The sequence below is a fragment of the bacterium SCSIO 12827 genome (assembly GCA_024397995.1).
Lineage (GTDB): Bacteria > Pseudomonadota > Alphaproteobacteria > Rhodospirillales > Casp-alpha2 > UBA1479.
Window position 1 is genome coordinate 351986 of sequence record CP073746.1, and the last position, 25426, is coordinate 377411.

Annotated in this window: 20 protein-coding genes and 1 tRNA gene; 9 read left to right on the plus strand and 12 right to left on the minus strand. The window is 64.6% G+C overall.

The features are described from left to right. Positions 1-171 precede the first annotated feature (171 nt). Positions 172-2040, plus strand: a complete 1869-nt coding sequence (locus tag KFF05_01685) for a 2-oxoacid:acceptor oxidoreductase subunit alpha (GenBank protein UTW52125.1) — start codon at positions 172-174, stop codon at positions 2038-2040. Next, positions 2037-3092: a 2-oxoacid:ferredoxin oxidoreductase subunit beta gene (locus KFF05_01690; GenBank protein UTW52126.1), complete on the plus strand. Its 1056-nt coding sequence runs from the start codon at positions 2037-2039 to the stop codon at positions 3090-3092. Before KFF05_01685 ends, KFF05_01690 begins: the two co-directional genes overlap by 4 nt. A gap of 106 nt (positions 3093-3198) precedes the next feature. Here KFF05_01690 and KFF05_01695 read toward each other — a convergent pair whose 3' ends face one another. Continuing rightward, positions 3199-3750, minus strand: coding sequence for a HupE/UreJ family protein (locus KFF05_01695; protein UTW53537.1), 552 nt, complete (start codon positions 3748-3750; stop codon positions 3199-3201). Between the two features lie 133 nt (positions 3751-3883). Between KFF05_01695 and nikR the strand changes: the two genes are divergently transcribed. Then, complete coding sequence (gene nikR / locus KFF05_01700; protein ID UTW52127.1) at positions 3884-4288, plus strand: nickel-responsive transcriptional regulator NikR; 405 nt, start codon at positions 3884-3886, stop codon at positions 4286-4288. Between the two features lie 19 nt (positions 4289-4307). On the opposite strand, the gene KFF05_01705 is transcribed toward nikR, so the two are convergent. Then, a complete protein-coding gene (locus tag KFF05_01705) occupies positions 4308-5027 on the minus strand; it encodes an SDR family oxidoreductase (GenBank protein ID UTW52128.1) in 720 nt (239 codons plus the stop codon). Positions 5028-5230: 203 nt separating this feature from the next. Between KFF05_01705 and KFF05_01710 the strand changes: the two genes are divergently transcribed. Together KFF05_01710 and KFF05_01715 are read left to right on the plus strand one after the other, a co-directional pair. Beyond that, a complete protein-coding gene (locus KFF05_01710) occupies positions 5231-6211 on the plus strand; it encodes an AraC family transcriptional regulator (GenBank protein UTW52129.1) in 981 nt (326 codons plus the stop codon). 165 nt (positions 6212-6376) lie between these two features. Next, positions 6377-8716, plus strand: coding sequence for a ricin-type beta-trefoil lectin domain protein (locus KFF05_01715; GenBank protein ID UTW52130.1), 2340 nt, complete (start codon positions 6377-6379; stop codon positions 8714-8716). 15 nt (positions 8717-8731) lie between these two features. Here KFF05_01715 and KFF05_01720 read toward each other — a convergent pair whose 3' ends face one another. The 4 genes from KFF05_01720 to KFF05_01735 are packed head-to-tail and all read right to left on the minus strand — an operon-like array spanning position 8732 to position 12260. Next, the gene (locus KFF05_01720; protein ID UTW52131.1) at positions 8732-9598 is read right to left on the minus strand and encodes an alpha/beta hydrolase; all 867 of its coding nucleotides are present in this window, start codon (positions 9596-9598) and stop codon (positions 8732-8734) included. A gap of 1 nt (position 9599) precedes the next feature. Further along, positions 9600-10421: an ABC transporter ATP-binding protein gene (locus tag KFF05_01725; GenBank protein ID UTW52132.1), complete on the minus strand. Its 822-nt coding sequence runs from the start codon at positions 10419-10421 to the stop codon at positions 9600-9602. Then, entirely contained in the window at positions 10414-11274 is an 861-nt protein-coding gene (locus KFF05_01730; GenBank protein UTW53538.1) for an ABC transporter permease, read from the minus strand. Before KFF05_01730 ends, KFF05_01725 begins: the two co-directional genes overlap by 8 nt. 20 nt (positions 11275-11294) lie before the next feature. Next, the gene (locus KFF05_01735; protein ID UTW52133.1) at positions 11295-12260 is read right to left on the minus strand and encodes an NrtA/SsuA/CpmA family ABC transporter substrate-binding protein; all 966 of its coding nucleotides are present in this window, start codon (positions 12258-12260) and stop codon (positions 11295-11297) included. 126 nt (positions 12261-12386) lie between these two features. Between KFF05_01735 and KFF05_01740 the strand changes: the two genes are divergently transcribed. Continuing rightward, on the plus strand, positions 12387-13301 hold the full coding sequence (locus KFF05_01740) for a LysR family transcriptional regulator (GenBank protein ID UTW52134.1): 915 nt from the start codon (positions 12387-12389) through the stop codon (positions 13299-13301). Positions 13302-13318: 17 nt separating this feature from the next. On the opposite strand, the gene KFF05_01745 is transcribed toward KFF05_01740, so the two are convergent. From KFF05_01745 to KFF05_01760, 4 genes are all read right to left on the minus strand, one after another. Beyond that, a tRNA-Ile gene (locus tag KFF05_01745) sits at positions 13319-13395 on the minus strand. A gap of 87 nt (positions 13396-13482) precedes the next feature. Continuing rightward, positions 13483-15492: an RNA polymerase sigma factor RpoD gene (rpoD, locus tag KFF05_01750; GenBank protein UTW53539.1), complete on the minus strand. Its 2010-nt coding sequence runs from the start codon at positions 15490-15492 to the stop codon at positions 13483-13485. Between the two features lie 248 nt (positions 15493-15740). After that, a complete protein-coding gene (dnaG, locus tag KFF05_01755) occupies positions 15741-17582 on the minus strand; it encodes a DNA primase (GenBank protein ID UTW52135.1) in 1842 nt (613 codons plus the stop codon). Between the two features lie 184 nt (positions 17583-17766). Beyond that, a complete protein-coding gene (locus KFF05_01760) occupies positions 17767-18222 on the minus strand; it encodes a GatB/YqeY domain-containing protein (protein UTW52136.1) in 456 nt (151 codons plus the stop codon). 224 nt (positions 18223-18446) lie between these two features. Between KFF05_01760 and carA the strand changes: the two genes are divergently transcribed. From carA to greA, 3 genes are all read left to right on the plus strand, one after another. Beyond that, the gene (gene carA / locus KFF05_01765) at positions 18447-19631 is read left to right on the plus strand and encodes a glutamine-hydrolyzing carbamoyl-phosphate synthase small subunit (protein UTW52137.1); all 1185 of its coding nucleotides are present in this window, start codon (positions 18447-18449) and stop codon (positions 19629-19631) included. A gap of 6 nt (positions 19632-19637) precedes the next feature. Next, positions 19638-22904, plus strand: a complete 3267-nt coding sequence (carB, locus tag KFF05_01770; protein ID UTW52138.1) for a carbamoyl-phosphate synthase large subunit — start codon at positions 19638-19640, stop codon at positions 22902-22904. A 103-nt stretch (positions 22905-23007) separates the two neighbouring features. Beyond that, a complete protein-coding gene (gene greA, locus KFF05_01775) occupies positions 23008-23481 on the plus strand; it encodes a transcription elongation factor GreA (protein ID UTW52139.1) in 474 nt (157 codons plus the stop codon). A gap of 11 nt (positions 23482-23492) precedes the next feature. Here the strand turns inward: greA and KFF05_01780 are convergent, their stop codons facing one another. Together KFF05_01780 and KFF05_01785 are read right to left on the minus strand one after the other, a co-directional pair. Next, entirely contained in the window at positions 23493-24380 is an 888-nt protein-coding gene (locus tag KFF05_01780) for a metallophosphoesterase family protein (GenBank protein ID UTW52140.1), read from the minus strand. 3 nt (positions 24381-24383) lie between these two features. Further along, positions 24384-25346 (minus strand): radical SAM protein, encoded by a 963-nt coding sequence (locus KFF05_01785; protein UTW53540.1) that lies wholly within the window; start codon positions 25344-25346, stop codon positions 24384-24386. Positions 25347-25426 lie beyond the last annotated feature (80 nt).

The following is a 25426-nucleotide window of genomic DNA, read 5'->3' on the forward strand; positions in this document are numbered from 1 at the left end:
AACCCGACATGTCCCGCCATAAAAGCAATTCGTTGACCGAACCCGTTTTATTTATTCCCGGCAATTAATTGACCGACCGCAATGGGTACGCGCGGGCATAGTCCGGCCACTGTCGCCGGACCCTTCGGCGGCACTGCAATATGACCCGGCGCTGAACAAGGATTTCCGGCCATGCTCGACCAACCCATCGCCTCCAGACCGTCAGAAACCGATGCGGCCCAGGGCCCCGCCGTCGTCCGCTTCGCCGGCGATTCCGGTGATGGCATTCAGACATTGGGGTCCGAGTTCACCAAGTCCTCGGCCCTTTCCGGCCACGGTTTCATGACCTTCCCGGACTTTCCGGCGGAAATTCGCGCCCCCGCCGGCACCACCTTCGGCGTGTCGGCCTTCCAGATTCAGATCGGCGGCGACCGGGTGAAAACCCATGGCGATGCGGTCGACGTGCTGGTCGCCCTCAACCCGGCGGCGCTGAAGACCAATCTTGCGGCGCTGCGCCCGGGCGGGCTTTTGATCGCCGATCGGGACGCCTTCGCCAAGCGAGGGTTGGAGAAGGCCGGCTATGCCGCCAATCCGCTGGAGGACGGCAGCCTGGACGGCTTTCGCCTGGAAGCCATCGAGATTTCCCGACTGACCCGCGAAGCCGCCCTGCCGGAAGGCGTCACCAAGAAAGAGGCCGAGACGGCGCGCAACTTTTGGGCCTTGGGTCTGGTCTATTGGATGTTTTCCCAGGACCGCGCCCCCACGGCGGCTTGGCTGAAATCGAAATTCGCCAAGCGGCCGGAGATCGCCGCCGCCAACATGGCGGCCATGGACGCGGGCCATACCTATGGCGACGTGACCGACATGGCGCCGCCGCCCCGCCTGCGCGTGGTGACGCCGTCCAGCCCGCGCCCCGGTACCTATCGCACGCTGACCGGCATCGACGGCATGGTGCTGGGTCTGGCCGCCGCCTCGGCCCTGTCCGGTCTACGCCTGCATTATTGCTCCTACCCCATCACTCCGGCCTCGGCGATCCTGCACGGGTTGGCCAAGCTGGGCGGCGACGGCGTCGCGACCTTTCAGGCGGAAGACGAAATCGCCGCGGCCACTGCGGCCATCGGTGCCTCCTTCGCGGGGGGGCTCGGCGTCACCGGGACCTCCGGCCCCGGCATGGCGCTGAAGGCCGAGGCCCTGGGTCTCGCCACGGCGGCGGAACTGCCGCTGATCGTCATCGACGTGCAGCGCGCGGGGCCGTCCACGGGCATGCCGACCAAGGTCGAGCAGGCGGATCTGAACCTGGCCCTGCACGGCCGTCACGGTGAAGCGCCCTTGCCGGTGTTCGCCGCCTCCGGCCCTGGGGATTCGTTCGAGACGGTGATCGAGGCAGCGCGCACGGCCGTGACCTATATGACGCCGGTGATCGTGCTGTCCGACGCCTATACGGCCAACGCGGCGGAGCCCTGGCGCCTGCCGGACGTCGACGCCTTGGCGGATATCGCCGTTGATCGTGACATCGACCCGGAGGGGTTCCATCCATTCCGCCGCGACGCGGAGACCCTGTCCCGGTCCTGGGCCGTGCCGGGCATGACCGGGCTGGCGCATCGGTTGGGCGGGATCGAACGGTCTTCAGGCTCGGGTCATATCTCCTACGACCCTGATAATCATCAGGAAATGACCGACCTGCGGGCCGCCAAGTTGACCCGCATTCAGGCGGCCCTGCCGCCGGCGAAGGTTACCGCCGGCGCGGATGCGGGCCGGGTGCTGGCCCTTGGCTGGGGCTCGACACAGGGGGCGCTGAAGACGGCGGTCGAGGATCTGGCCGCCGAGGGTCATGCCGTCGGCCATCTGCATCTACGCCACCTGTCACCGTTGCCCCGGGGCCTTGCCGAGATTTTCGCACTCTACGATCGTGTCGTGGTGGCGGAACTTAATTCCGGCCAACTGCGCGCCCACCTGCAGGGCCTGTTCCCCCATGTTTCCTTCCGCGGCCTGAACAAGATCACCGGCCAGCCCTTTACCGTGGCCGAGATCGACGCCGCCCTTAGAGAGGACCTGTCATGAATGTCATCAACCCAGACCTCGCCGCCCCTGATACGGACGCGGCCACCGAACTGACCGCCCGCGATTTCACCACCGACCAGGAAGTGCGCTGGTGCCCCGGCTGTGGAGATTATGCGATCCTCAAGGCCGTGCGCGGGGTGCTGGCCGAGGCCGGGCGCCGTCCCGACGACGTGGTCTTCATTTCCGGCATCGGCTGCGCCGCGCGCTTTCCCTACTATTTGGCCAGCTACGGCTTCCATACCATCCACGGCCGCGCCCCCGCCGTGGCGACCGGCGTCAAGATGGCCAATCCGGACCTCGACGTCTGGGTCGTCGGTGGCGACGGGGATTTCTTGTCGATCGGGGGAAATCATCTGATGCACGCACTCCGGCGCAACGTCGACCTCAACCTGATCATGCCCAACAATGCGGTCTACGGCCTGACTAAGGGGCAGTATTCCCCGGCCTCGGCCACGGGCATGCGCTCACCCTCGTCGCCCGCTGGCTCGGTCGAGGCCCCGGTCAACGCGGCCCTGTTGGCCTTGGGGGCGGGGGCGCGGTTCATTGCGCGTTCCGCCGATACCTTGCAGGACCACCTGCCGGGGGTGCTGAAAGCGGCGCAGGCCAACAAGGGAGCATCCTTCGTAGAAATTCTACAGAACTGCGTGGTGTTCAACGACGGCGCCTTCGAAGCCGTGCGCGACAAGGGCCTGACCGCCGACCGTACCCTGCGGCTTGAACACGGCCAGCCCATGATCTTCGGTAAGGACCGGGACAAGGGCATCGCCGTTGATTGGCAGACGGGCACGGCCCGCGTGGTGCCGGTGGGGGATGGCGGGCCGGTCTATGACGTTACCGACCATGATCAGACCAACCTGGCCCTGGCGACCATCCTGGCGCGCATGGACGCGCCGGACCTGCCGCTTGCCCTTGGTGTGCTCTACCACGCCCCGGCAGACGATTTCACGGTCCAGCGCGGCGATGCCCCGGGGCGGGTGATCGGCCGTGCGGACCTTACCGGCCTGTTGGCGGCGGGCAAGACCTGGACGGTCGGTGACGCCGACGTGGCTTAGGCGCGGCCGACAAGAATCGGGCGGTCTCCTCCGTCAGGCCGCGGAAGCCAAGGGCGGGCATGGACCCGTCCCGACGCCGGTTGCGGTTACCCGTATGGGTAGGCGGTCAGGACACGAACAGCGCCATCCCGGCCAGGGCGATGCTGGCGCCGCCGGCGCGCAGCGCCACCGGGGCGGCATGAGCCGCCGCGATCCGCAGGGTGGTGACAGACCCGATCCCGGCCATATGCAGGGCCGCCGTCGCGGCCATGAAGCCGATACCGTATTCCAGGCCGCTGGCCGTCACCGGCATTTCCATGCCGTGGGCATGGCCGTGGAACAGGGCCAGGGCGCCGACCAGCACCATGGCCAGGGCTGCGGGCAATTGGCGGCCGGCGGCGATGACCGCGCCCAGCACGACGACGGAGCCGACGATACCGATCTCGACGAAGGGCAGGGCCAGGGCGGCGACGCCCATCAGGCCGCCGACCGCCATCATGGCGACGAAGGCGGCGGGCACCAGCCACAGGGATCGTCCGCCCATCTGGGCAGCCAGAATGCCGACGGCGACCATCGCCAGGACATGGTCCAGGCCCAGAACGGGATGGGCGAACCCGGCGGCGAAGCCGGACCCAGCCGCCACGCCCGTATGGGCCAGGGCGGGGGCGGCGGTCAGCATCAAGGCGGCGAGGGCGGCAAAGAAGGATCGAAACACGTGTTTTCCCCTGTATGATTTAAGAAGCAAAAAGTATGATGAAACCTGAAAAGATCATACCCGAGACAGCATTCATTTCAACACCGAAAGGCCGGCCATGGAGAGAATTACCGTCACGATCGACGATGATTTGTTGGATAAGTTCGACAGCCTGATTGAAAAAAAGGGCTATGCGAACCGCTCCGAAGGCGTGCGCGACGCGGTGCGCCAACTTTTGGCCGAGGAACAGACCACCGCCAACGACACGGCCAAATGCGTCGGCTGCGTGGTCTATGTCTACAATCACAAGGAACGCAGCCTGTCGTCGCGCCTGATCGAGACTCAGCACCACCACCACGACGTGCCGCAGGCGACCCTGCATCTGCATATCGACGCGGAAAATTGCCTGGAGGCCACGGTGCTGACCGGCTCGATCAAACAGGTCCGTCACTTGGCGGATCAGATCACGTCCCAGCGCGGCGTGCGCCACGGCCGCCTGCACCTGATTCCCGTTGACGACTGACCCCCCGAGGGCGTTGCGTCTATTGCGCGCCGCCGACGGTCAGCCCGCCGCAAACGAACAGGGTTTGTCCGGTGACGAAGCCGCTTTCCTTTTTCAAAAAGAACATCACGGCGTTGGCGATGTCTTCCGGCTCACCCAGGCGCTTGACCGGCACGCCGTCGATGATTTTCTGGGTTCTGGGAGTGCCCGGCGGGTTGACCTCCTTGAACAGGGGCGTGGCGATGGGGCCGGGGGCGATGGTGTTGACGGTGATGCCGTCGGCCGCCAATTCCAGGGCCCAGACCTTGGCCATGGCGGCGATGCCGCCCTTGGTCGCGGCATAGGTCGTGCGCAGTTCCTTGCCCAGGATGACGCGGCTGGACATGTTGACGATGCGGCCCCAGCCGACGCGTTTCATGGCCTCGGCGGCGTATTTCGCGCAAAGGGCGGGGGCGACCATGTTGAGGGGAACCACCTTGGCGAAATCCTCGGCCTCGGTCTCGGCCAGGGTTTTGGCAAGCGACATGCCGGCGTTGTTGACCAGGCCGACGATGTCGAAGGTCTGGGCGATGTCGGCGAACACGTCACGGATTCTGTCGTGGTCATAAAGGTCGAGTTCGATGAAGGTCTCACCCGGAATGAGTTCGGCCGGATTGCGGTCCAGATTGACGACCTTGGTGCCGGTCGCGGCCACGGCTTCGACGCAGGCGCGCCCGATGCCGCTGCTGCCGCCGGTCACGACAACGCATTGTTCCCCCATTGGATGGATCTCCCTGAATAGGCGTGGTTGAAGGCAAGCATCCGTTTAGCGGATTTGCGCCATTCTGAACAGGTTTCCGGCGGTTGGGGGCGGGGCAACGGCTGGGACTTAAATTGAAAAATGGAACGGCAGTGTGATGGTGGTCGCAGTCGACGGGCCAGCTATAATATACAGGTGTCCATCGGAAGGATCGGCGCCCTCTCATGACGTATTTGGAGAACTATGAAGTTCTGTCGTCCAAGGACCTGCATGAAATGCGGGATATTCTGACGCGGCTGACCAGCACGGATGAAGTCGACGTCATCGGGCGGGGGCGTGAAATCGACGCGTCCCTGCGCTGTGTCGACCTTGGCGGTCAGAGCCTCCTGCACATCACCTATGGTAACGTGCCGACCCGGGTCCAGACGCAGGCGAACGACGATGATTCGCTATTTCTATTTATCCTGACGGGCGGAATTGCCGATGTTCAGCATCAGGGACAGACGTTCGGTATTTCGCCGAAAACCGGCCTGATGCGGGACAAGCGCACTCCCCTGACCGCGCGCCAGGACGCTTTTGAAAGCTTCGTGATTCCGCTGTCGGTTGATGGCCTGAAACAGCATGCGCGCAGGCTTCTTGGCGAGGAAGCCCGCCTGGCGGATATCCAATTCGATGCCGAACTGGACCTGACCACGCCGGGCGGACAGCACCTGCGAAATACGGTGACCTATATCGCCGAGGCCTTGGATGGCCCCCTGTACGGGAATGGCAATCCGATCATCTTGGCAGGCCTCAAGGACCTGTTGCTGACCAGTGTGCTGTCGCTGCTGCCCAATTCCGCCACAGAGGCCTTGCAGGGCCGCCCGAAGGCCGTTGCCGTCCCCTATTACGTCAAACGGGCCCGCGATTATATCCACGCCCATGCGGATACGGCGATTACGCTGGAAACCCTGGCTCATCACGCGGGTTGCGGCTACCGCACGTTGCAGATCGCCTTCAATGACGCCTTCGGCATGTCGCCGATCGCCTATGTCAAATCCGTGCGGCTGACCTTGGCTCACGACGACCTATGCCGGGCCGGCAACGGCGTTTCCGTCCGCGACGTCGCCGCAAGGTGGGGGTTCACTCACATGGGCTGGTTTTCCAAATGCTATGTCGAGCAATACGGCGTCCTGCCGTCGCAGACCTTGCGGTCGCGCGCTTGATGAATGCTTTGATTGCGCAATCACTGTCTCCGGCGCGCAGCTTAATTTTCAGGCTGGCTTAATACCAAAAAATAAGCATGAATTCGGTTCGCCGAAGTGATTAAAAACAAAATACATCGAAATTTATGACTTCGGCGGACCTGACGCCGCGAGGAGGATTTATCTATGGCATCGCTTGTCGCAAAGTTTCTGCCGAAGTACTTGGGTATTCTGTTCCTCGGCCTATTGATCTTGGGGGGCAACAGTGAGGACGTGCAGGCGAATTCGAGCTGGAAACAGTTGCGGGGCCATTCCGCCTGCGGCGGCGTCGATCAGCGGGGCAACCTGCAGGAACCCTGCGGATTCGACAGGGCCAAGTTTGAATCGAAGGCGGTCGGCAAATGCCCCAAGGGGTCGTTCTTCGACATCGGCACCTGGGCCTGTTTTTCATGCCCCAAGGGCTTCAACCGCAACGCCCGACCGGTGACCAGCCCGAAGGCCTGCGACAAGCCGATCAAGGGCAGCGCGACGAAAGCCGTGTACCTGGGCAAGGTCTCCTGCCCGTCCGGCGCGTTCCTTGATCCGCGCAATGGCGGCGAATGCTGGAAATGTCCCTCGGGCTATGGCCGCACGGCAGCTGCGGTCAATCAATGGAACGCCTGCGGAATGATCGGTAAGAAGGCCGTCAGCGCCGAATTCAAGGGCAAGGCCTGCAACGCGGAAGGCGCCTTCCGCGACCCGCGCAACGGTGGTGAATGCTGGAAATGCCCGGAAGACCATCTTCGCACGGCGGCCGCCGTGACGGCGGGCAACGCCTGCCATACCAATCTGGATTTCGAGCCGGCGACGAAGACGGCGGCCCTGACCTGCCCGGCCGGCCAGCATTTCGATTTCATCGACGGCGGCACCTGCTGGTCCTGCCCGCAGGACACGACGCGCTCGACCAGCGGCGTCAAGAGCGACAAGGCCTGCCGCATCAAGAAGATGCGCTGGGTGGTGCCGGTACGCGGCAAATACGGCCTGTTCGGCCTGGGCAATGGCGCCGACGACATCCTGGCCAAGCTGATCGCCGAGCGCACGCGGATCGACGCGGCCGCCAAGGCCGCCGCGAAAGCTTCCGGCGAGCCGGAGGCGCAGGCCATCGCTAATACCTGGAAGCAGATCGACAGCAAGCCGTGGGAAAGCCCGATCCTGTCGGCTCTGCTGGGGCAGATCGTCATGGAGGCGGCCGTCAAACCGGTCGCCCAGCGGACGGCATCCGAAAAGAGCCTGCTGGACATCGTCGCCAAGCTGATCCAGTGGAACCGGCAGTTCGTCGCCTATCAGTCCAAGCAGGCCTTCGATACCTATTTTGCGGCGGCGAACAAGGCCAACGAGATCGCCCTGTCGAAGATGGGGGCCGCGTCGATCTATGCCGGCGGCGTGATCGCGCCGCCCGATTACAACGAGATCGTCGCCGGGGCCATTCAAGTGGGTGCCGCCGTCGCCGGCCCCGCGGGTGCCCTCCTGATCACGTTGTTTGCCAGTCCGGTGCATGCGGCGCTGCTGCCGCACAGAGCCCTGCAGGCGGCAAAAGCGGCGGGGGACGCCGCCAAGGTCGCGGCGATCAGCACCAGTTGGACGGGCGCCTCCGCCGCCATGGCTGCCGCCGCACCGATGCTGATCGCCGCGGGCGCGGCGGTCGTCGTGACCATGGAAATGGACAAGCTGATGAAGACGGAGGAAATGGAGGGCAAGATCCGCCAGGCGATCACCATCGCCAATCGTCCCGTCGATATCGGCTTGTTGCTGCAGATGAAGGAAGGGCCGGACGAATTCCTGTTCCACTGGGCGGCAACGATCGGCGGCGACGCGCAGCCCAGCACCAACTTCAAGACCAAACTGGCCGCCTACAAGTCGGGCAAGACCCCGGGTGATCTGTCGTCCATCGACCCGTCGAAGATCACGATCACCTCAACGACCGTCCCCGGCCAACCCAACCCCAACACGACCACCATCGATCCGAGTTCGATCAAGATCGAACCCATCCAGTCGACCACGGTGGTTGTGGGCAATACGAACGCGGCGCCAGCGCCGACGGCGGAAAAGGCCCTGATCGCCGCGATCAAAAGGCAGAAGACCCAGCCGCCGGGCACCCTGCGGTTCGAGTTGACCAATGCGCCGGGTCTGTGTCTGAGCAAAAGCGAGGGGCCGACGGAAGCCATGGCCCTGGCCGACTGTAATCAGCAGGACACCCTGTGGATCAGGCCGAACGAGAAGCCGAACGCCCTGGTTTTCGACAGCAAATATTGCGTCGGGGTCGGTGACGCCAAGCTCCAGGACCGCACGAAGGTGCTGATTTCCAAGTGCCAGAATTCCCCCAACATGCAGTGGGAACTGCAGGCGGACGGCCATGTGAAAATGGTGAAATTCGATTTCTGCATGACCGTGATCGACAAGGCGGTCAAGGGGGCGGAGGTTCTCCTGCAGAAGTGCAGCGGTAACCGCCCCCGGCAGATCTGGCGGCCCTGGACGGCGGCGCAGTAGCGCCGGATCCTTTCGTCAGACGGTCTTCGCTGCGGAAACCTGCCTGACAAGGCGGATCAGGCCGCGCATCAGGACGCCGTCCTCCGATGCCAGTTCGTCGACGATGGTGAAGTGATTCTGGCCGGGGACGACTTCCAGCGCGGCGGGAATGCCGTCGCCGCTGGCGGCGGCGGCATAGGCCGTGGATTGCCGCTGAAGTTCCGGCAGCTCGTCGCCGCCGACGAACAGCAGGTGCGGAATTTTCCGCCGAGGCAGATTGAACAGCGGGCTCAAGGTGGCGATCTCGTCTGCCGTCAGGGACAGCGCGTCGTTGATGTAGCTGAGCGCGATCGGAGTCAGGTCGAAAATGCCGCTGATGGGCAGGACGCCGGCGACGTCCGGGTGACTGGCGGCAAGTGCCGTGAGATGCCCGCCGGCCGACCATCCGCCGACGGTGACGGCGGTGCGATCGAACCCCAGGTCATCGGCGGAACTCACCAGATAATCAATCGCCTGGCTGATCTCCTGGACGATCTGACTGAGCCCCGCATCGGGCGCCAGGGTGTAGCCGACGGTCGCGACATTGATGCCGTTGGCGCAGGGGCCGTCGGCGACGAAGGCGAAGATTTCCTTGGTGTTGCGAAACCAATAACCGCCGTGAATGAAGATGAACAGCGGCGCCGAGGGTATGTTCGCCGGAAAATAATCGATGCGGTTGTTGGCTTCGGGCCCGTATCGAAGGTCAAGCCGGACCCCCTGCCGGGCGCGGGTTTCCTCGCTGCGGCGGCGCCATTTTTCCACGCGTTCGGCGCTGTCCGTGACGGCGGCGGAGTTGTTGTAGGCGGCGTCGATCGCGGCCGGCTCCATGCCGCGATAGGTGTTTGCGGTCTGGTCGGTGGGCATGTCAGGCGGCATCTCCGGTTGCAAGCCGGCGACCCGGCGCAAGGTTGCTGCTGAGCCGCTGCGCCACGGTGCGGCGGACGGCGTTGAACGGTTCCGACGACACGTCCCGGGGGCGCGGCAGGTCAACCGTCATGTCGCAATCGACCCGGCCGGGGCCGGCGCTCATGACGACGATCCTGTCGGCCAGCACCACGGCCTCTTCGACTGAATGGGTGACGAAGATGACGGTCAGCTTCGTCTGCCTCCAGATGTCGAGCAGTTCTTCCTGCAGTTTCGCCCGGGTCAGCGCGTCCAGCGCGCCGAACGGTTCGTCCATCAACAGAATGTCGGTATCGTTGGCGAGAACACGGGCGATGGCCACGCGCTGTTTCATGCCGCCGGACAGTTGTGCCGGGTAATGGTTGGTGAAGGCGGTCAGACCGACCATCTCCGTGAACTTGTCGGCGATCCGTTTCACTTCCTTGGCGCTCATCCCGGCGTGTTTGGGGCCGAAGGCGATGTTCTCATGGACGGTCAGCCAGGGAAATAGGGCATAGTCTTGAAACACGATGCCGCGGTCCGGGCCCGGTTCGTGGACGGGGCGGCCGAACACGCTGGCGGTTCCTTCGCTGGCCGTCTCGAAGCCGGCGATGATCCGCAGCAGGGTCGACTTGCCGCAGCCGGACGCCCCCAGCAGGCAGACGAATTCGCCCTTGTCGATGTCGAGGTTGATCCCGCTGAGGGCCAGGGTCCGGCCGGTGTCGGAATCGAAGGACTTGTTCAACCCGGCGATGCGGATGATGGGCGGCGCGCCGGCCGCCTGTATGTTCTGGGGATCAGACATGATGTTGGGGGCTCCAACGCAGCAGGCGGTTGTTAAGCAGGACGATCAGGCGGTCCGACAGGAACCCGGTGACCCCGATCACGATCATGCCGGTGATCACCAGGTCGGTGCGCGACAGGGTCCGCCCGTCCATGATCACCGCACCCAAGCCTTCGGGCACGCCGGTCATTTCGCCGACCACGATGAGGATCCAGGCGAACCCGTGGCCGAGGCGCAGGCCGTTGAAGATGTTGGGGGTGGCCGCCGGCAGCACGACCGAGCGGAACAGCTGGGAGCCCTTGCAGCCCAGCATGGCGGCGGCTTCGAGCAGGCGCGCGTCGACCGATTTCACCCCGAACACGGTGTTCAGCAGAATCGGGTAGAAGGCGCCGAGAAACACGAGAAACACCGTCGACTTGGGGCCGAGCCCGAAAAAGATCATCGACAGCGGCAGCCAGGCGGTGACAGGGACGGGGCGCAGCAGTGACAGGGTCGGGTCGAGCATGTCGCGCAGCAGGGGGGAGCGGCCGAGCGCCACGCCCAGGGGAATGCCGACCAGGGCCGCGACCAGGAACCCGCCGTAGACGCGCTGCAGGGACACCCACAGATGGATCGGCAGGCTGGCGCTGAAGCCATCGTCGTAGATGCCGCCGAAGGCGAAATCCCACATCATGATGAGGACGTCCGCCGGCGGCGGGATCAGCCGAGTTCCGGTCCAGCGGACCATCAAGTCCCAGAACGCGATCAGGGTCAGGGGCACGATCAGCCCCAGGCCGATCTTCCGCAGCCGCCTGAGGAAGGCCCGGCTCAAAGCAGGTTGCGCGGGGGATATGTCCCTGGGCGCAACCGTTTGGCTTTGGGCGGTGATGTTCATGTCGCTGGCCATGTTGACGATTACATGCCCGCGATTTTCTGGACGAAGGTCGGGTTGATGAAGGTCGCGTAATCCGGCAGCTGGCGGATCTGCTTTTTGTTGAGCATCTGGGTGCCGTAGTAGTTGGCCTGCTTAAGGAACAGATCGTCGATCTTCCAGGTCAGCTCCACGTTGGGTGCGGCCTTTTCGATTGAGGGTTTCTGCTGACCCAGCTTCTGCATGGCGATGGCGACGAATTCGGCGCGGGTTTTCATGGCGTATTCGGCGGCCTTGCTGTGAATGGTCAGCAGGGTCATCACCAGTTCCGGATCCTTGTCGATCTTTTCCTGGCTGGTGGTCAGCACCATGTTGAGGGACCCGGTCGGCGTCGAATAGGGATATTCGACAATTTTACCGACTCCCTTGGCGAGGCTGATGCCGGGGCCCGGCTCGGCCCCCACATAGGCGTCGAGGTCGCCGCGCTCCAGCGCCGGGGCCATGTCGCTGAAGGAAACGCGGATCGGCTTGATGTCCTTGATGGTCATGCCTTCGGCGCTCAAACGGTCGAGGATCACGACTTCCTGGGTCGAGCCGGGCCAGATGCCGACCTTCTTGCCCTTCAGGTCCTTGATCGTGTTGAGCCCGGATTTGGCACCGGAAACCACGGCCATGCCACGGTTGCAGGCGGCGGCGACGACGACCACGGGCTCACCGGCGGCGGCCCCCAGGGTGGCGGCGGCAAGGCCGTAAATGCCGAAATCGACGGTCCCGGTCACCACGGCGTTCTTGCCGTCCGTCGGGCTTTCGAAGGGGATGACTTCGATCTTGTATCCCGCAGGTGCGAACTTCTCGTAGAAATAGGGCGTGATGCCGTGGATCAGCTTGAGCGTACCGACCTTGATCACCCGGTCGGCGGCGGCCGCGGGCGTGGAGGCCGCGGCGGTAAAGGCGCAGAGCGCACCGGCAAGGGCGGCGTGGATAAATTTCCGGCGTGTGGTGCCTGACATGATGATCTCCTGTTGTGGCGGGAAAGGTCCCGCTTGTATGACGCAACGAAGACGTTAGGGTGCAGTGCACAATTTACAAAATTTATTCTTTAAATAATTTCCATAAATATATTTAATGATTAAATCATGAAGCAGCCCCTGGATCTGCGCCTGCTGCAGGCGTTCATTTTGCTGGTGGAAACGGGCAGCGTGTCGGAAACGGCGCGCCGCCTTGGGCGCACCCAACCGGCCGTCAGCCTGCAGATGCGGCGGCTGGAGGAAACGGTCCATGCCAAGCTGTTCACCACGGTCAACCGCAAGCTGGTGCTGACCCCCGATGGGGAGCTTCTGCTCGGCTATGCGCGCACGATCATGAACCTGCAGGAAGAGGTCAAGGTGCGCCTGACCGCGCCCAAGCTCAGCGGCAAGGTGGTTCTGGGCGTGCCCGACCTTTATGCGGCCTATCTCCTGCCGCCGATCCTGTCCAGCTTCACCAACGCCTTTCCCGACATCGAGGTCGAACTACGCACCATGCTGTCGAGCCCGCTGGTCACCCAGCTGAAGCGCGGCGAGATCGACCTTGCCCTGGTGACCGACATGCGGGCCTTCGACGAAGGCGACGTGGTCGCCCGCGAGCCCCTGGTCTGGGTCACGGGGGAGGCCCGCTCCCTGCACAACAACAACCCGGTGCCGCTGGCGGTCCTGCCGCCGGGCAACGTGTTCCGCGACCTTGCGCTCGCGGGCTTGGCGACCATGGGGCGGAAATGGAAGATCGCTTTCGTCAGCGCCGGTATCAGCGGCCTGCAGGCGGCGGTGCTCAGCGGCAGCGCGGTCAGCGTCGTGGCCAAAAGCTCGGTCATGCCGGGGATGCGGGTGATCGGTGCGGCGGAAAGCTTCCCGGCCCTGCAAGGCGTCGATCTGGTGCTTTACCGCGCCGGCAAGCGCAACAACGCGGCCGCCGACGTGATGGGCGATCTCATCACCGAATATTTCGCGCGCTCCAGCATCGCGCCGGTCACGGGCGCGGCCAAGACGCAGGCCGGCAGCGGATCTCACGAATAGGACGTGGGGGCGGGGAATGGTGGGCCAGGCAGGACTCGAACCTGCAACCAGACGGTTATGAGCCGTCGGCTCTAACCAGTTGAGCTACTGGCCCTTGATCACGTGGATATTCCCCCTTTAACGAAAAGGCCGGAAGCGATGGTGCTCCCGGCCTGTCGTTTGGTCCGTTTGGCCCTGGCGTTTAGTAGTCCAGGAAGCTTCTGAGTTTCCGCGACCGGGACGGATGTTTCAGCTTCCTGAGCGCCTTGGCTTCGATCTGACGTATTCGCTCGCGGGTGACCGAGAACTGCTGGCCGACTTCTTCCAGCGTGTGGTCCGTGTTCATGCCGATGCCGAAGCGCATGCGCAGCACGCGTTCCTCACGGGCCGTGAGGCTGGCCAAGACCCGCGTGGTGGTTTCGCGCAGGTTGCCCTGAATGGCGGCGTCCAGCGGCTGCACCGCGTTCTTGTCCTCGATGAAGTCGCCGAGGTGTGAATCTTCCTCGTCGCCGATGGGCGTTTCGAGGGAGATCGGCTCCTTCGCGATCTTCAGCACCTTGCGCACCTTTTCCAGCGGCATGGACAGCCGCCCGGCCAGTTCTTCCGGCGTCGGCTCGCGGCCGATCTCGTGCAGCATCTGGCGCGAGGTGCGGACCAGCTTGTTGATCGTCTCGATCATGTGCACGGGAATACGGATGGTGCGCGCCTGGTCGGCGATGGATCGGGTGATGGCCTGGCGAATCCACCAGGTCGCGTAGGTCGAGAACTTGTAGCCGCGGCGGTATTCGAACTTATCGACCGCCTTCATCAGGCCGATGTTGCCTTCCTGAATCAGATCAAGGAACTGCAGACCGCGGTTGGTGTATTTCTTGGCGATGGAGATGACGAGCCGCAGGTTGGCCTCGATCATTTCCTTCTTGGCCTTGGCGGCCTCGCGCTCGCCCTTCTGCACCGTCGAAACGATGCGGCGGAATTCGAGGATCGGCAGGCCCGCCGTCTGGGACACCTCGGCGACCTGGGCGCGCATTTCTTCGATGTCGTCCTTGTTGCGCGACGCGAACCGCTGCCAGCCCTTGGCGGGCAGCTTTTCGACCCGCTTCAGCCAACCCGGATCAAGCTCATGGCCCTGGTAGGCCTGCAGGAATTCTTCGCGGTTGATGCGTGCCGTGGTGGCGAGCCGCAGGATCTTGCCCTCCAGCCCGACCAGCCGGCGGTTGAGGCCGTAAAGCTGGTCCAGCAGTTGCTCAACCCGGTTGTTGTTGAGATGGACGTCCTCCATCCACTCGATCAATTCCTTGCGCAGCTTCTGGAACCGCTTTTCCTGGCTCGGCTTGGGCTGTTCGCCCGAGGTCAGGGCCTCGAGGCGCTGCATCTGCACCCGGTGAAGCTTCTTGTAGGTCTTGGCGATGTTCTCGAAGGTCTCGATGACCTCGGGCTTCAGCTTGGCTTCAAGGGCGGCGAGGGACAGGTTGTTTTCGCCGTCGTCCTCGTCGTCATCATCGTCGTCGTTGCTCTTGCTTTCGCCATCCTCGCCCGAGGTTTCGGTCGCGTCGTCGTCCGACGGGGCGGCCTTCTTGGCGTCCTTGGCGGTTTCGGCGGCGCCTTCCTTGGCGTTTTCCGCGGGGGCGGCTTCGGCCGTGTTGCCATCCGCGTCCCCGTCGTCGTCCCCGCCATTCGTGTTGGCGGGCACCGCGCCCGGTTGGCCCGGACCGCCGCCGTGGGTGGCTTCCAGGTCGATGATGTCACGCAGCAGCATGTCCTCGGCGATCAGCGCGTCATGCCACACGGTGATGGCCTTGATGGTCAGCGGGCTTTCCATCAGGCCGCCGATCATCATCTCGCGCCCGGCTTCGATGCGCTTGGCGATGGCGATTTCGCCTTCGCGGGACAGCAGTTCAACCGATCCCATCTCGCGCAGATACATGCGCACCGGGTCGTCCGTGCGGCCCAGGTCGTTCTCGTCGACGTTCCCGGCGGTCGAGGTGGTCTTTTCCTCGCCGTCGCCGTCGCCGTCACCGTCGCTTTCGGCCGGGGTGTCGTCGGTCTCTTCGTTTTCGACCACGTTGATGCCCATTTCGGACAACATCGCCATGGTGTCTTCGATTTGCTCCGAAGATACCTTTTCCGGGGGCAGGGCGCCGTTCAGGTCGTCATAGGTGACGTACCCGCGTTCCTTGCCCTTGGCGACCATCTTCTTGACGGCCGCGCCCATGGTATCGAGAAGGGGGCTGTCGCCGCCTTCTTCCTGGGTATCGCCGCCTTCTTGATCTTTCGCTTGTGCTTTTGCCACGCTCGACCTCTAAATCCGTTGTTCGGGGACCCCGCCCCCTCCGGTCCTTCCGCCCTTGGCGTCCGGTCCGGCACAAACCTCAATGGGGTCCCGATGCCATGTCCCAGTCTGAAAAAAACGCGTCTCGTCAAACTGCCCGTTGATTTAACCACTTGCCGTCCGGCTGCCTCCTAGTCGAAGGCCGCTTCCGGTTGTTCGCCTTCGTCCATCATCCGCCGAACCCGAACAACCCAATTCATGTTTGCTTCCGACGGGTCGCGCCGGACGGCATCCTGGGCTGCTTGGAGTTCGGACTCCAGGTCCTCTCCGCGCAAGTGGCTAATGGTCGCTTCCCAACCTTGTCTGGCCTCTGCATGTCCCGCATTGGGTCGGGCGAATCTAGCGTGGTCGTAGGTTCGCGCGCTTAATAGCTGGCTCAGCGCCTGGGAATAACCCTGCTCTGACAAGTGGTTTACAAGCCCCTCGGTGTCAAGGGGTAAACCACCCGCGTGGGTGATTAATATCGCCTGACGCAGATTGTCAAGGTTCTGGTCATTGATGGCGACCTGGCCGAGCTCTTCCTCGACCTCGGCCAGCAGTTCCGGATGATTGATCGCGGTGGCCAAAAGGATGGCCCAGCGCAGGCGGGCACTCTCCACCGGGCGGGTGTCGGCGGTATCGGCGCGCAGGCGCTCGGACGGCCCGGTCCAGGCGTTGACGCCCCATTTCCCACGGCCGAACCCGCGCCCTTGCCGTGGCCCACCCTGCCGGCCGGGGCCATCGGGCCACAGGCGGGTTTTGAAGAAATCCTGGAAATAGCGCCGCACGGTGGGGTCGGGGATGTCGCGGATGCGCTGGTCGAGGCGCTTGTTCAAATCCGCCCGGCCTTCCGGCGTCGGCGGCAGGCGGCCGCCCGATTCAACCCGCCAGATCAGCTCGGACAACGCCGTCGCGCCGGCCAGCAGCGCGTCGAAGGCCTGGCGGCCCTGGCCTTGGACCAGGCTGTCCGGATCTTCGCCCGGCGGCAGCAGGGCGAAGCGCAGCCCGAACCCGGCCTTGAGCAACGGCAGGGCCCGTTCCGCCGCCCGGGCGGCGGCGCGCTGGCCGGCCGTATCGCCGTCGAAGCACAGCACCGGTTCCGGCGCCAATCGCCACAGCAGGGCGATCTGCTCTTCCGTCAGGGCCGTGCCCAAGGGCGCAACGGCCTGGCCGATCCCGGCCTGGGCCAGGGCGATGACGTCCGTATAGCCTTCGCAGACGATGACCGTGCCGGCGCTTCGGATGGCATCCTTGGCCTGGGCCAGGCCGTACAGGTTGCGGCCTTTGTGGAACGGGGGGGTTTCCGGTGAATTCAGGTATTTGGGCCCGTCGCCCGCCAGCAACCGCGCGCCGAAGGCGATGACCTGGCCCTGGCGGTCGGTGATCGGGAACATGACGCGGCCACGAAACCGGTCGTAAGGCTCGCGCCCCGCGTCCTCGGGCTGAACCAGCAGCCCAGCGGCGACCATCAGGCCCTCTTCGACGCCCTCCGCCGCCAACATGGATTTCAGCTTACCGCGCCCGTCGGGGGAGAATCCTAAGCGGAACCGGCGGATCGTCTCGTCCGTCAGGCCGCGCCCGCGCAGATAATCCAGGGCCGGGCGGCCTTCGGGCATGCGCAGGCATTTCTCGAAGAACGCGGCCGCCATCTCCACGACCTCGGCCAGGGTGCGGTTGCGGGCCCGGCGCTCGCGGTCTTCCGGCGTTTCCTCGGGCATGGGCAGCCCGGCCTCGCCGGCCAGACGCTGGACCGCCTCGCGGAATTCCAGGCCTTCGCTTTCCATCACGAAATCGATGACCGACCCATGGGCGCCGCAGCCGAAGCAGTGGTAATGGTCGTCGTAGACGTGGAAGCTCGGCGTCTTTTCCTTATGGAAGGGGCAGCAGCCCTTGGTGTCCCGGCCCGAACGGATAAGCTTGATCCGCCGACCCACGACATCCGTCGCGGGCAGCCGCGCCTTCAGTTCTTCCAGGAATTCCGGGGGGATCGCCATCGGGGATGGGTCGCCTGTCTGTGGTTTAAGGGCAGGATTGGAGCCTGCGACCATACCCATAATAAGGGTACCGGCGCAGCAGTGGAGTCACGGGGGTTATCCCCGTGATTCTCAAGTCATCCACAGCGGGTTCGCTTGGATATCGCTGGTGAAATGCCGAGCGAATCGACGGGCAAGCCCCAAGCTAGCAGAGCTTGTCCTTGACCAGGGCGCTGGCCTTGGAAAAGTCCATGCGGCCGGCGTACTTCTGCTTCAAGGCGGCCATGCACTTGCCCATGTCCTTGATGCAATCGGCGCCGGTGTCCTTGATCGCGCCCTCGACCGCCGCGACGACCTCGTCCGCCGACATCTGGGCCGGCAGGAAGCGTTCGATGACGGTGATTTCCTCGCGCTCGCGGGCGGCCAGATCCTGGCGGTCGCCCTTATCATAGATATCGGCGCTTTCGACGCGCTGCTTGATCATGGATTGCAGCAGGCTCAGGATTTCGTCGTCGGAAATGCCCTCCTGGTTGCCCTTGTCCCGGGCGGCGATGTCCCGGTCCTTGATGGCCGCACTGATCAGGCGCAGCGTCGCCGTGGCGCAGGCTTCCTTGGACTTGATGGAGGTCTTCAGCGCAGCCGAAATCTGCTCGCGTAGCATGGGTATGTCCCGGTTGTGGCGGAAGATGCGGACCCTAGCTCAAATTAACCCCCAAGGCAAACGTGTTCCGATTCTTTAATTACTTGAAATATAAAGATATTTTTTCTGAAACGAGTCTTGACCTGATGCCGGGACACGCGTAGAAGCTTGTTTCCAACGCATGCAGGGTCGTCGCCGACGGCGAGGCCCGGGCGCCTTGGTCCAACCTCAGCCCGAAAAGTCATATGTCCGAAGCCTCCAAGCCCGCGACCACGACCGTGGTCGCCCAACCGCCAAACGCAAACGCGGCCCTGGTGCTGGCGTCCGGCGAAGTTTTCTGGGGCCGCGGCGCAGGCGCGCCGGGGGCCTCCGTGGGCGAGGTCTGTTTCAACACCTCGATCACCGGTTATCAGGAAATCCTCACCGATCCGTCCTACGCCGGTCAGGTCATCACCTTTACCTTCCCGCATATCGGCAACGTCGGCGCCAATCCGGAAGACATGGAAACCGTCACCCCGCCGGCCGGGGGGGCGGTCATGCGCGTCCACATCACCGATCCGGCCAGTTGGCGCGCGGCCCAGCACCTGGACGCCTGGCTGAAATCCCACGGCCTGACGGCGGTCACCGGGGTCGACACCCGGCGTCTGACCCGGCTGATCCGCGACGGCGGGGCGCCCAACGGCGTCGTCGCCTATAAAGACGACGGTCCCCTCGACATTCCGGCCCTCATTGCCATGGCCCAGGGCTTTCCCGGGCTTGAAGGCCTGGACCTGGCCAAGGACGTGTCCTGCGCCCAGACCTATTCCTGGGACACCACGATGTGGAAGCTGGGCCAAGGCTACGGTAAGCAGACGGCGCCCAAACACCATGTCGTCGCCGTCGATTTCGGGGCCAAGCAGAACATCCTGCGTTGCCTCGCGGCAGAGGGGTGCAAGGTCACCGTGGTGCCGGCAACGGCCACCGCCGAGGAAATCCTGGCCCATCGTCCCGATGGGCTTTTTCTTAGCAACGGTCCGGGCGACCCGGCGGCCACCGGCGAATACGCCGTGCCCATGGTCAAGGACGTGATGGCCACGGGCCTGCCCGTGTTCGGCATCTGCCTGGGCCATCAGATCCTGGCCCTGGCGCTCGGCGCCAAGACGTCGAAGATGCACCTGGGGCACCGCGGCGCCAACCAGCCCGTGAAGGACCTGGAAACCGGCAAGGTCGAGATCACCTCGCAGAACCACGGCTTCGTGGTCGAACGCGACAGCCTGCCCGCCGGCGTGGTGGAGACCCACCGCTCCCTGTTCGACGGCGCCCTCGAAGGCATCCGGGTCGACGGCAAGCCCGTGTTCTCCGTGCAGTACCACCCGGAAGCGAGCCCGGGCCCGCAGGACAGCCATTACCTATTCAAGCGGTTCGTCGCGCTGATGGACGAGAAAGCCTAGACCGCCATGCCCAAAAGAACAGACATCTCCTCTATCCTCATCATCGGCGCCGGGCCCATCGTCATCGGGCAGGCCTGTGAGTTCGATTATTCGGGTGCCCAAGCCTGCAAGGCCCTGCGCGAGGAAGGCTACCGGGTCATCCTGGTCAATTCGAACCCGGCCACCATCATGACCGACCCGAGCATGGCCGACGCGACCTATATCGAGCCGATCACGCCGGAAATGGTCGAGAAGATCATCGCCAAGGAACGGCCCGACGCGCTGCTGCCGACCATGGGCGGACAGACGGGCCTGAACACGGGCATCGCGCTGTTCGAGAACGGCGTGCTGGAGAAATACGGGGTCGAGATGATCGGCGCCGACGCCGAGGTCATCGCCAAGGCCGAGGACCGCCAGAAGTTCCGCGACGCCATGGACAAGATCGGCCTGGAAAGCCCGAAATCGACGGTCGTCAATTCCATGGCCGAAGCCCTTGCGGCGCTGGAGATAACGGGCCTGCCCGCCATCATCCGCCCGTCCTTCACCATGGGCGGCATCGGCGGCGGCATCGCTTATACCCGGCCCGAGTTCGAGAAGATCGTCGCCGGCGGCCTGGCCGCCAGCCCGGTCACCGAAGTCCTGGTCGAGGAAAGCGTTCTGGGCTGGAAGGAATACGAGATGGAGGTCGTGCGCGACAGCGCCGACAACTGCATCATCATCTGTTCCATCGAAAACATCGATCCCATGGGCGTGCATACGGGCGACAGCATCACCGTGGCGCCGGCGCTGACCCTGACGGACAAGGAATACCAGATCATGCGCAACGCCTCGATCGCGGTGCTGCGCGAAATCGGGGTCGATACGGGCGGATCCAACGTGCAGTTCGCCGTCAACCCGGCGGACGGCCGCCTGGTGGTCATCGAAATGAACCCGCGGGTGTCGCGGTCGTCGGCCCTGGCGTCCAAGGCGACGGGCTTCCCCATCGCCAAGATCGCGGCCAAACTGGCCTGCGGCTACACGCTCGACGAGCTGGACAACGACATCACCGGCGTCACGCCCGCGAGCTTCGAGCCGACCATCGACTACGTGGTCACCAAGATCCCGCGCTTCACCTTCGAGAAATTCCCGGGGGCGGAGCCGCTGTTGACCACGGCCATGAAGTCCGTGGGCGAGGCCATGGCCATCGGCCGCTGTTTCGCGGAAAGCCTGCAGAAGGGCCTGCGCTCCATGGAAACGGGCCTGACGGGCCTGAACGACGTGGAGATCGAGGGCCTGGACCCGGACGCCGGGTTCGAGGCCAACCGCGACGTCCTGCGCGCCGCCATTTCGCGGCCCACGCCGGACCGCATCCTGGCCATCGCCGAGGCCCTGCGCCAGGGCATGCCCGTGGACGAGGCCGCCGCCGTCACCAAGTACGATTCCTGGTTCCTGGAACAGATGAAGGCGATCATCGACGTCGAGGCGCGGGTCAAGGAACAGGGCTTGCCGACGGACGCCGCCGGTTGGCTTGAATTGAAGAAGATGGGTTTCTGCGATGCGCGCCTGGCGGAACTGACGGGGGCGACCGCCCTCGACGCCTCGGAAGCCCGCCGCGCCCTGGGCGTCACCCCGGTCTACAAGCGGGTCGATACCTGCGCCGCCGAATTCCCGGCCAAGACCTCCTACATGTATTCGGCCTATGAAGGCGACGGGTCGCGTCCGCCGGAAAACGAGGCCGAGCCGACAGACCGCAAGAAGGTCGCGATCCTGGGCGGCGGACCCAACCGCATCGGCCAGGGCATCGAATTCGATTACTGCTGTGTCCATGCGGCCTATGCGCTGAAGGAAACCGGGTACGAGGCCATCATGGTCAACTGCAACCCGGAAACGGTCTCGACCGATTACGACACCTCGGACCGTTTGTTCTTCGAACCCTTGACCGCCGAAGACGTGATCGAGCTGATCCGGGGAGAGCAGTCGAAAGGCGATTTCCGCGGCGTCATCGTGCAGCTGGGCGGGCAGACGCCGTTGAAGTTGTCCCTGGCGCTGGAAAGTGCGGGTATCCCCATTCTCGGCACCTCGCCCGACGCCATCGACCTGGCCGAGGATCGGGAGCGGTTCCAGAAACTGCTGACTGACCTCAACCTGCGCCAGCCGGCCAACGGTTTGGCGCGGTCCCAGGCCGAGGCCGAAGCCGTGGCCGAACGCATCGGCTATCCGCTGGTCATCCGGCCGTCCTATGTGCTGGGCGGCCGCGCCATGGAAATCGTCCATGACCTGACGGCGCTGCGCCGTTACATGACCGATGCCGTGAAGGTGTCGGGTGATTCACCGGTGCTGCTCGACAGCTATCTGCAGGACGCCATCGAGGTCGATGTCGACGCCCTGTCCGACGGCACCGACGTGTTCGTCGCCGGCATCATGCAGCACATCGAGGAAGCGGGCATCCATTCCGGCGACAGTGCCTGTTCGCTGCCGCCGTTCTCGCTCGGCCCCGACATCATCGCCGAACTGGAACGCCAGTCCCATGCCCTGGCCAAGGGTCTTGGCGTGGTCGGCCTGATGAACGTGCAGTTCGCGGTCAAGGACGGCGACATCTACATCCTGGAGGTCAATCCCCGGGCGTCGCGCACCGTGCCCTTCGTCGCCAAGGCGACGGGCATCCCGGTGGCCAAGATCGCGGCCCGCCTGATGTGCGGCGAGAAACTGGCCGATATGGACCTGACTTCGCGCGCCGTCGGCGGCCATGTCGCGGTGAAGGAAGCGGTGTTCCCGTTCTCGCGGTTCCCCGGCGTCGATACGGTGCTGGGCCCGGAAATGAAATCGACGGGCGAGGTCATGGGCCTGGACCGCGACTTCCCCCGCGCCTTCGCCAAGTCACAGCTGGCGGCGGGCATGAGCCTGCCGACCTCGGGCACGGTGTTCATTTCGGTCAAGGACCGGGACAAGACCGGCATGGCGGCGTTGGCCGCGCGGCTTACGGCGATCGGCTTCCAGCTGGTGGCCACGGGCGGCACGCAGCGCTTCCTGGCCGATCAAGGCCTGGAGGTGGCGCGCATCAACAAGGTTCTCGAAGGCCGCCCGCATTGCGAGGACGCCATCGTCAACGGCGACATCCATCTGGTCATCAACACGACCGAGGGCGCGCAGGCGATCGAGGACTCGCGCTCCATCCGCCGTGCGGCCCTGGAACACGGGGTGCCCCACTACACCACCCTGACCGCCGCCGCCGCCGCCGTTGCGGCCATGGAGGCGATGGCCCACGGGACGCTTGAAGTGGCGCCGCTTCAAGATTATTTTTCTAAGACGTACTAGACCAATCCAGCATGATCCGGTGATAGACGGGCCCTTACCGATAAGGGCCGGCACCATGATTTTGTGTTTTGATACGCCCGGATCGGGGCAGGAGAGCGGTGAGATGGATAAACTTCCGATGACGCGCGAAGGCCTTCAGGCCCTCGAGGACGAACTCAAGCGCCTGAAGTCCGTGGACCGCCCTGCGGTCATCCAGGCGATTGCCGAGGCGCGGGCCCATGGCGACCTGTCGGAAAACGCCGAGTACGACGCCGCGCGTGACAAGCAGGGCTTCATCGAAGGCCGCATCGCCGAGCTGGAGGCCGCGATCAGCCTGGCCGAGGTCATTGACACCTCGGCCATGGCCGGCGACACCGTGCGGTTCGGCGCCTGGGTGGTTCTTGCCGACGAGGACACGGGCAAGGAAGTCACCTACCGCATCGTCGGGCAGCACGAGGCCGACCTGGAAAAGGGCAAGATTTCCGTGACCTCGCCCCTGGCCCGGGCCTTGATCGGCAAGTCGGCCGAGGATTCTGTCGAGGTTGCCGCCCCCGGCGGCTCCAAAGCCTACGAAATCTGCGAAATCCGCTACAAGTAGCGAACCCGCCGTCAGGCGACCTTGCCGACGCGCGGCTCCGGCAAGGCCCAGGTGACCGGGTCGAACGCCAGCGCCTTGTCGGTCAGGGCCGCTTCGGCCGTCGGCAGAACGTCCAGATTGGGCCATAGCCCATCCTTCAGCGCCTGGCGATAGGCATCGGGCAGGGCTTCCCGCGCCATGCTGGCCCGCGCCCCTTCATAATCGTAATCCAATGCCAGATGGCGGATGGTGATCCTGCCCGGGGCCGGGTCCAGCACGGAATACCAGACCCGGGGCGTGCCGTCATTGGCGGGCACGCCGATGACGCCCGGGTTGTGCCACAGGCGCCCATCGGAAAGGACATGGGTGAACGGCAGGCCGGAATGACCGGCGATCACACTGTCCACGCCCAGGTCGTCGAGGGCGACGCGCTTTTCGGCTTCCGGGGTCGAGGCGAACACCCATTCGGAAATGTCCCGCGAATGGCCGTGCACCACGGCGAATTTGGCACCGCCCAATTCGAAGGTGATGGGATGGGGCAGGGCGGCCATCCAGGCCTTATGGGATGGGGTCACGCGGCTGCTGGCATGGGCGAACCAGCGCACAGACAGAAGGTCGCACTGCGATCCTTTTTCGAAGCCGCAGCGGCAATCGTCGCCGCCTTCGCCCAGGGCTTCCTCGCAGTTGCCCATGGCGACATGACAGCCCCAATCAATGATTTCATCAAGGGTTCCGTCCGGGTCGCCGCAGTAGGCGACCACGTCGCCGGTGCAGATCACCCGGCCCGCCGGGATTCCCAGGCGGGCCGCTTCGGCGCGCAGTGCCCGGGTTGACTGCAGGTTGGAATAGGGGCCGCCGAACAGCAGGACCGGGCCGTCAAGACGACCGAGGTCGAGGGCGGGGCGTTGGGTCGCGGCCATGGCTTAGTCGCCTCCGGAACAGTTGGCACCGCCGAGCACGCAGAAGGTGGCGCAATGGGGATGGTTCAGATGCACAGGTCCTCCGGCGTCGGACAGGGTCGGGCCCATTTCGAACCGGCGGTCATAAGGCAGCAGGGTGCAGGGCAGGACGACGGGAGCGTCGGCGCCCTTGCGCTTCACCACCATGCGGGCGGTGGCGCACATGATGCTTGCCGGGTCGACACCCAGGATGCCCCAGCAGGCAGTGGTGATTTCCGGCACGTCACGGGCCGCGTCCATGTCGGGGAAGACAACCAGATCGCGGGGTGAGTGGGCGTCCAGGTCGATGCCCTCGGCGGTGAACAGGCGGGCGAATCCCGTGCGGGTTTGATCTTCCGTCTCGCCGGTCGGCTGGCGGGCGGCGACGGACAGGGTGATGCCCAGGTCGGCCAGCCATTTCAGGCCGCGCATCATCGGCGCCCAGCTGTTCGCCCCTCGGACCGCTTCGTGGCCGGCCGGGGTGAAATGGTCGATGGACACGCGCAATGCCAGGGCTTTTCCGTGGCGCCGGGCAAGGTCGGCGACGGCCGCCCGTTTTTGCCACATGGGCGCCATGGCGTTGGTCAGGATCAACACGCGGAAGCCCCGCGCCAGGGCATCCCCGGCCATGGCGGCCATATCCTTGTTCATGAAGGGCTCGCCACCGGTGAAGCCGATTTTCTGGGTGCCCAGGCCGTCCCGGGCGATCTCGTCCAGGAAGGCGGCAGTCTCGTCCCGGGTGATATAGGCGAGGCGGTCGTTCTTCGGCCCGCTTTCGATGTAGCAGCCGTCGCATTCGATATTGCAGAGCGATCCCGTGTTGATCCAAAGCGTACGCAGGCTGGCAAGCGCCACGGCGGCGCGGGCTTCACCCTTGGCCGTGACCTCCGGGTTCTGGAATTTTTTCGTATCAAGGGCCGGCCGTTCGGCCAGCATCGCCTGAATCATGGTCATTTTCCTGGCGGCTTTGGGCCGCGATGGTCCCGGTGGGTGTGGGCCGGGACGGATTTTTCGAACACAAGCAATGG

Excerpts from the sequence above, each read along its gene's own strand:
- KFF05_01730 (UTW53538.1), bottom strand. The coding sequence starts at position 11,274 with ATGAACATCACCGCCCAAAGCCAAACGGTTGCGCCCAGGGACATATCC.
- greA (UTW52139.1), top strand. The coding sequence starts at position 23,008 with ATGGATAAACTTCCGATGACGCGCGAAGGCCTTCAGGCCCTCGAGGAC.
- carB (UTW52138.1), top strand. The coding sequence starts at position 19,638 with ATGCCCAAAAGAACAGACATCTCCTCTATCCTCATCATCGGCGCCGGG.
- nikR (UTW52127.1), top strand. The coding sequence starts at position 3,884 with ATGGAGAGAATTACCGTCACGATCGACGATGATTTGTTGGATAAGTTC.
- KFF05_01725 (UTW52132.1), bottom strand. The coding sequence starts at position 10,421 with ATGTCTGATCCCCAGAACATACAGGCGGCCGGCGCGCCGCCCATCATC.
- KFF05_01720 (UTW52131.1), bottom strand. The coding sequence starts at position 9,598 with ATGCCCACCGACCAGACCGCAAACACCTATCGCGGCATGGAGCCGGCC.
- KFF05_01695 (UTW53537.1), bottom strand. The coding sequence starts at position 3,750 with ATGCTGACCGCCGCCCCCGCCCTGGCCCATACGGGCGTGGCGGCTGGG.
- KFF05_01690 (UTW52126.1), top strand. The coding sequence starts at position 2,037 with ATGAATGTCATCAACCCAGACCTCGCCGCCCCTGATACGGACGCGGCC.
- KFF05_01715 (UTW52130.1), top strand. The coding sequence starts at position 6,377 with ATGGCATCGCTTGTCGCAAAGTTTCTGCCGAAGTACTTGGGTATTCTG.
- KFF05_01710 (UTW52129.1), top strand. The coding sequence starts at position 5,231 with ATGACGTATTTGGAGAACTATGAAGTTCTGTCGTCCAAGGACCTGCAT.
- KFF05_01780 (UTW52140.1), bottom strand. The coding sequence starts at position 24,380 with ATGGCCGCGACCCAACGCCCCGCCCTCGACCTCGGTCGTCTTGACGGC.
- KFF05_01740 (UTW52134.1), top strand. The coding sequence starts at position 12,387 with ATGAAGCAGCCCCTGGATCTGCGCCTGCTGCAGGCGTTCATTTTGCTG.
- dnaG (UTW52135.1), bottom strand. The coding sequence starts at position 17,582 with ATGGCGATCCCCCCGGAATTCCTGGAAGAACTGAAGGCGCGGCTGCCC.
- KFF05_01760 (UTW52136.1), bottom strand. The coding sequence starts at position 18,222 with ATGCTACGCGAGCAGATTTCGGCTGCGCTGAAGACCTCCATCAAGTCC.
- KFF05_01735 (UTW52133.1), bottom strand. The coding sequence starts at position 12,260 with ATGTCAGGCACCACACGCCGGAAATTTATCCACGCCGCCCTTGCCGGT.
- carA (UTW52137.1), top strand. The coding sequence starts at position 18,447 with ATGTCCGAAGCCTCCAAGCCCGCGACCACGACCGTGGTCGCCCAACCG.
- rpoD (UTW53539.1), bottom strand. The coding sequence starts at position 15,492 with ATGGGCGCGGCCGTCAAGAAGATGGTCGCCAAGGGCAAGGAACGCGGG.
- KFF05_01685 (UTW52125.1), top strand. The coding sequence starts at position 172 with ATGCTCGACCAACCCATCGCCTCCAGACCGTCAGAAACCGATGCGGCC.
- KFF05_01785 (UTW53540.1), bottom strand. The coding sequence starts at position 25,346 with ATGATTCAGGCGATGCTGGCCGAACGGCCGGCCCTTGATACGAAAAAA.
- KFF05_01705 (UTW52128.1), bottom strand. The coding sequence starts at position 5,027 with ATGGGGGAACAATGCGTTGTCGTGACCGGCGGCAGCAGCGGCATCGGG.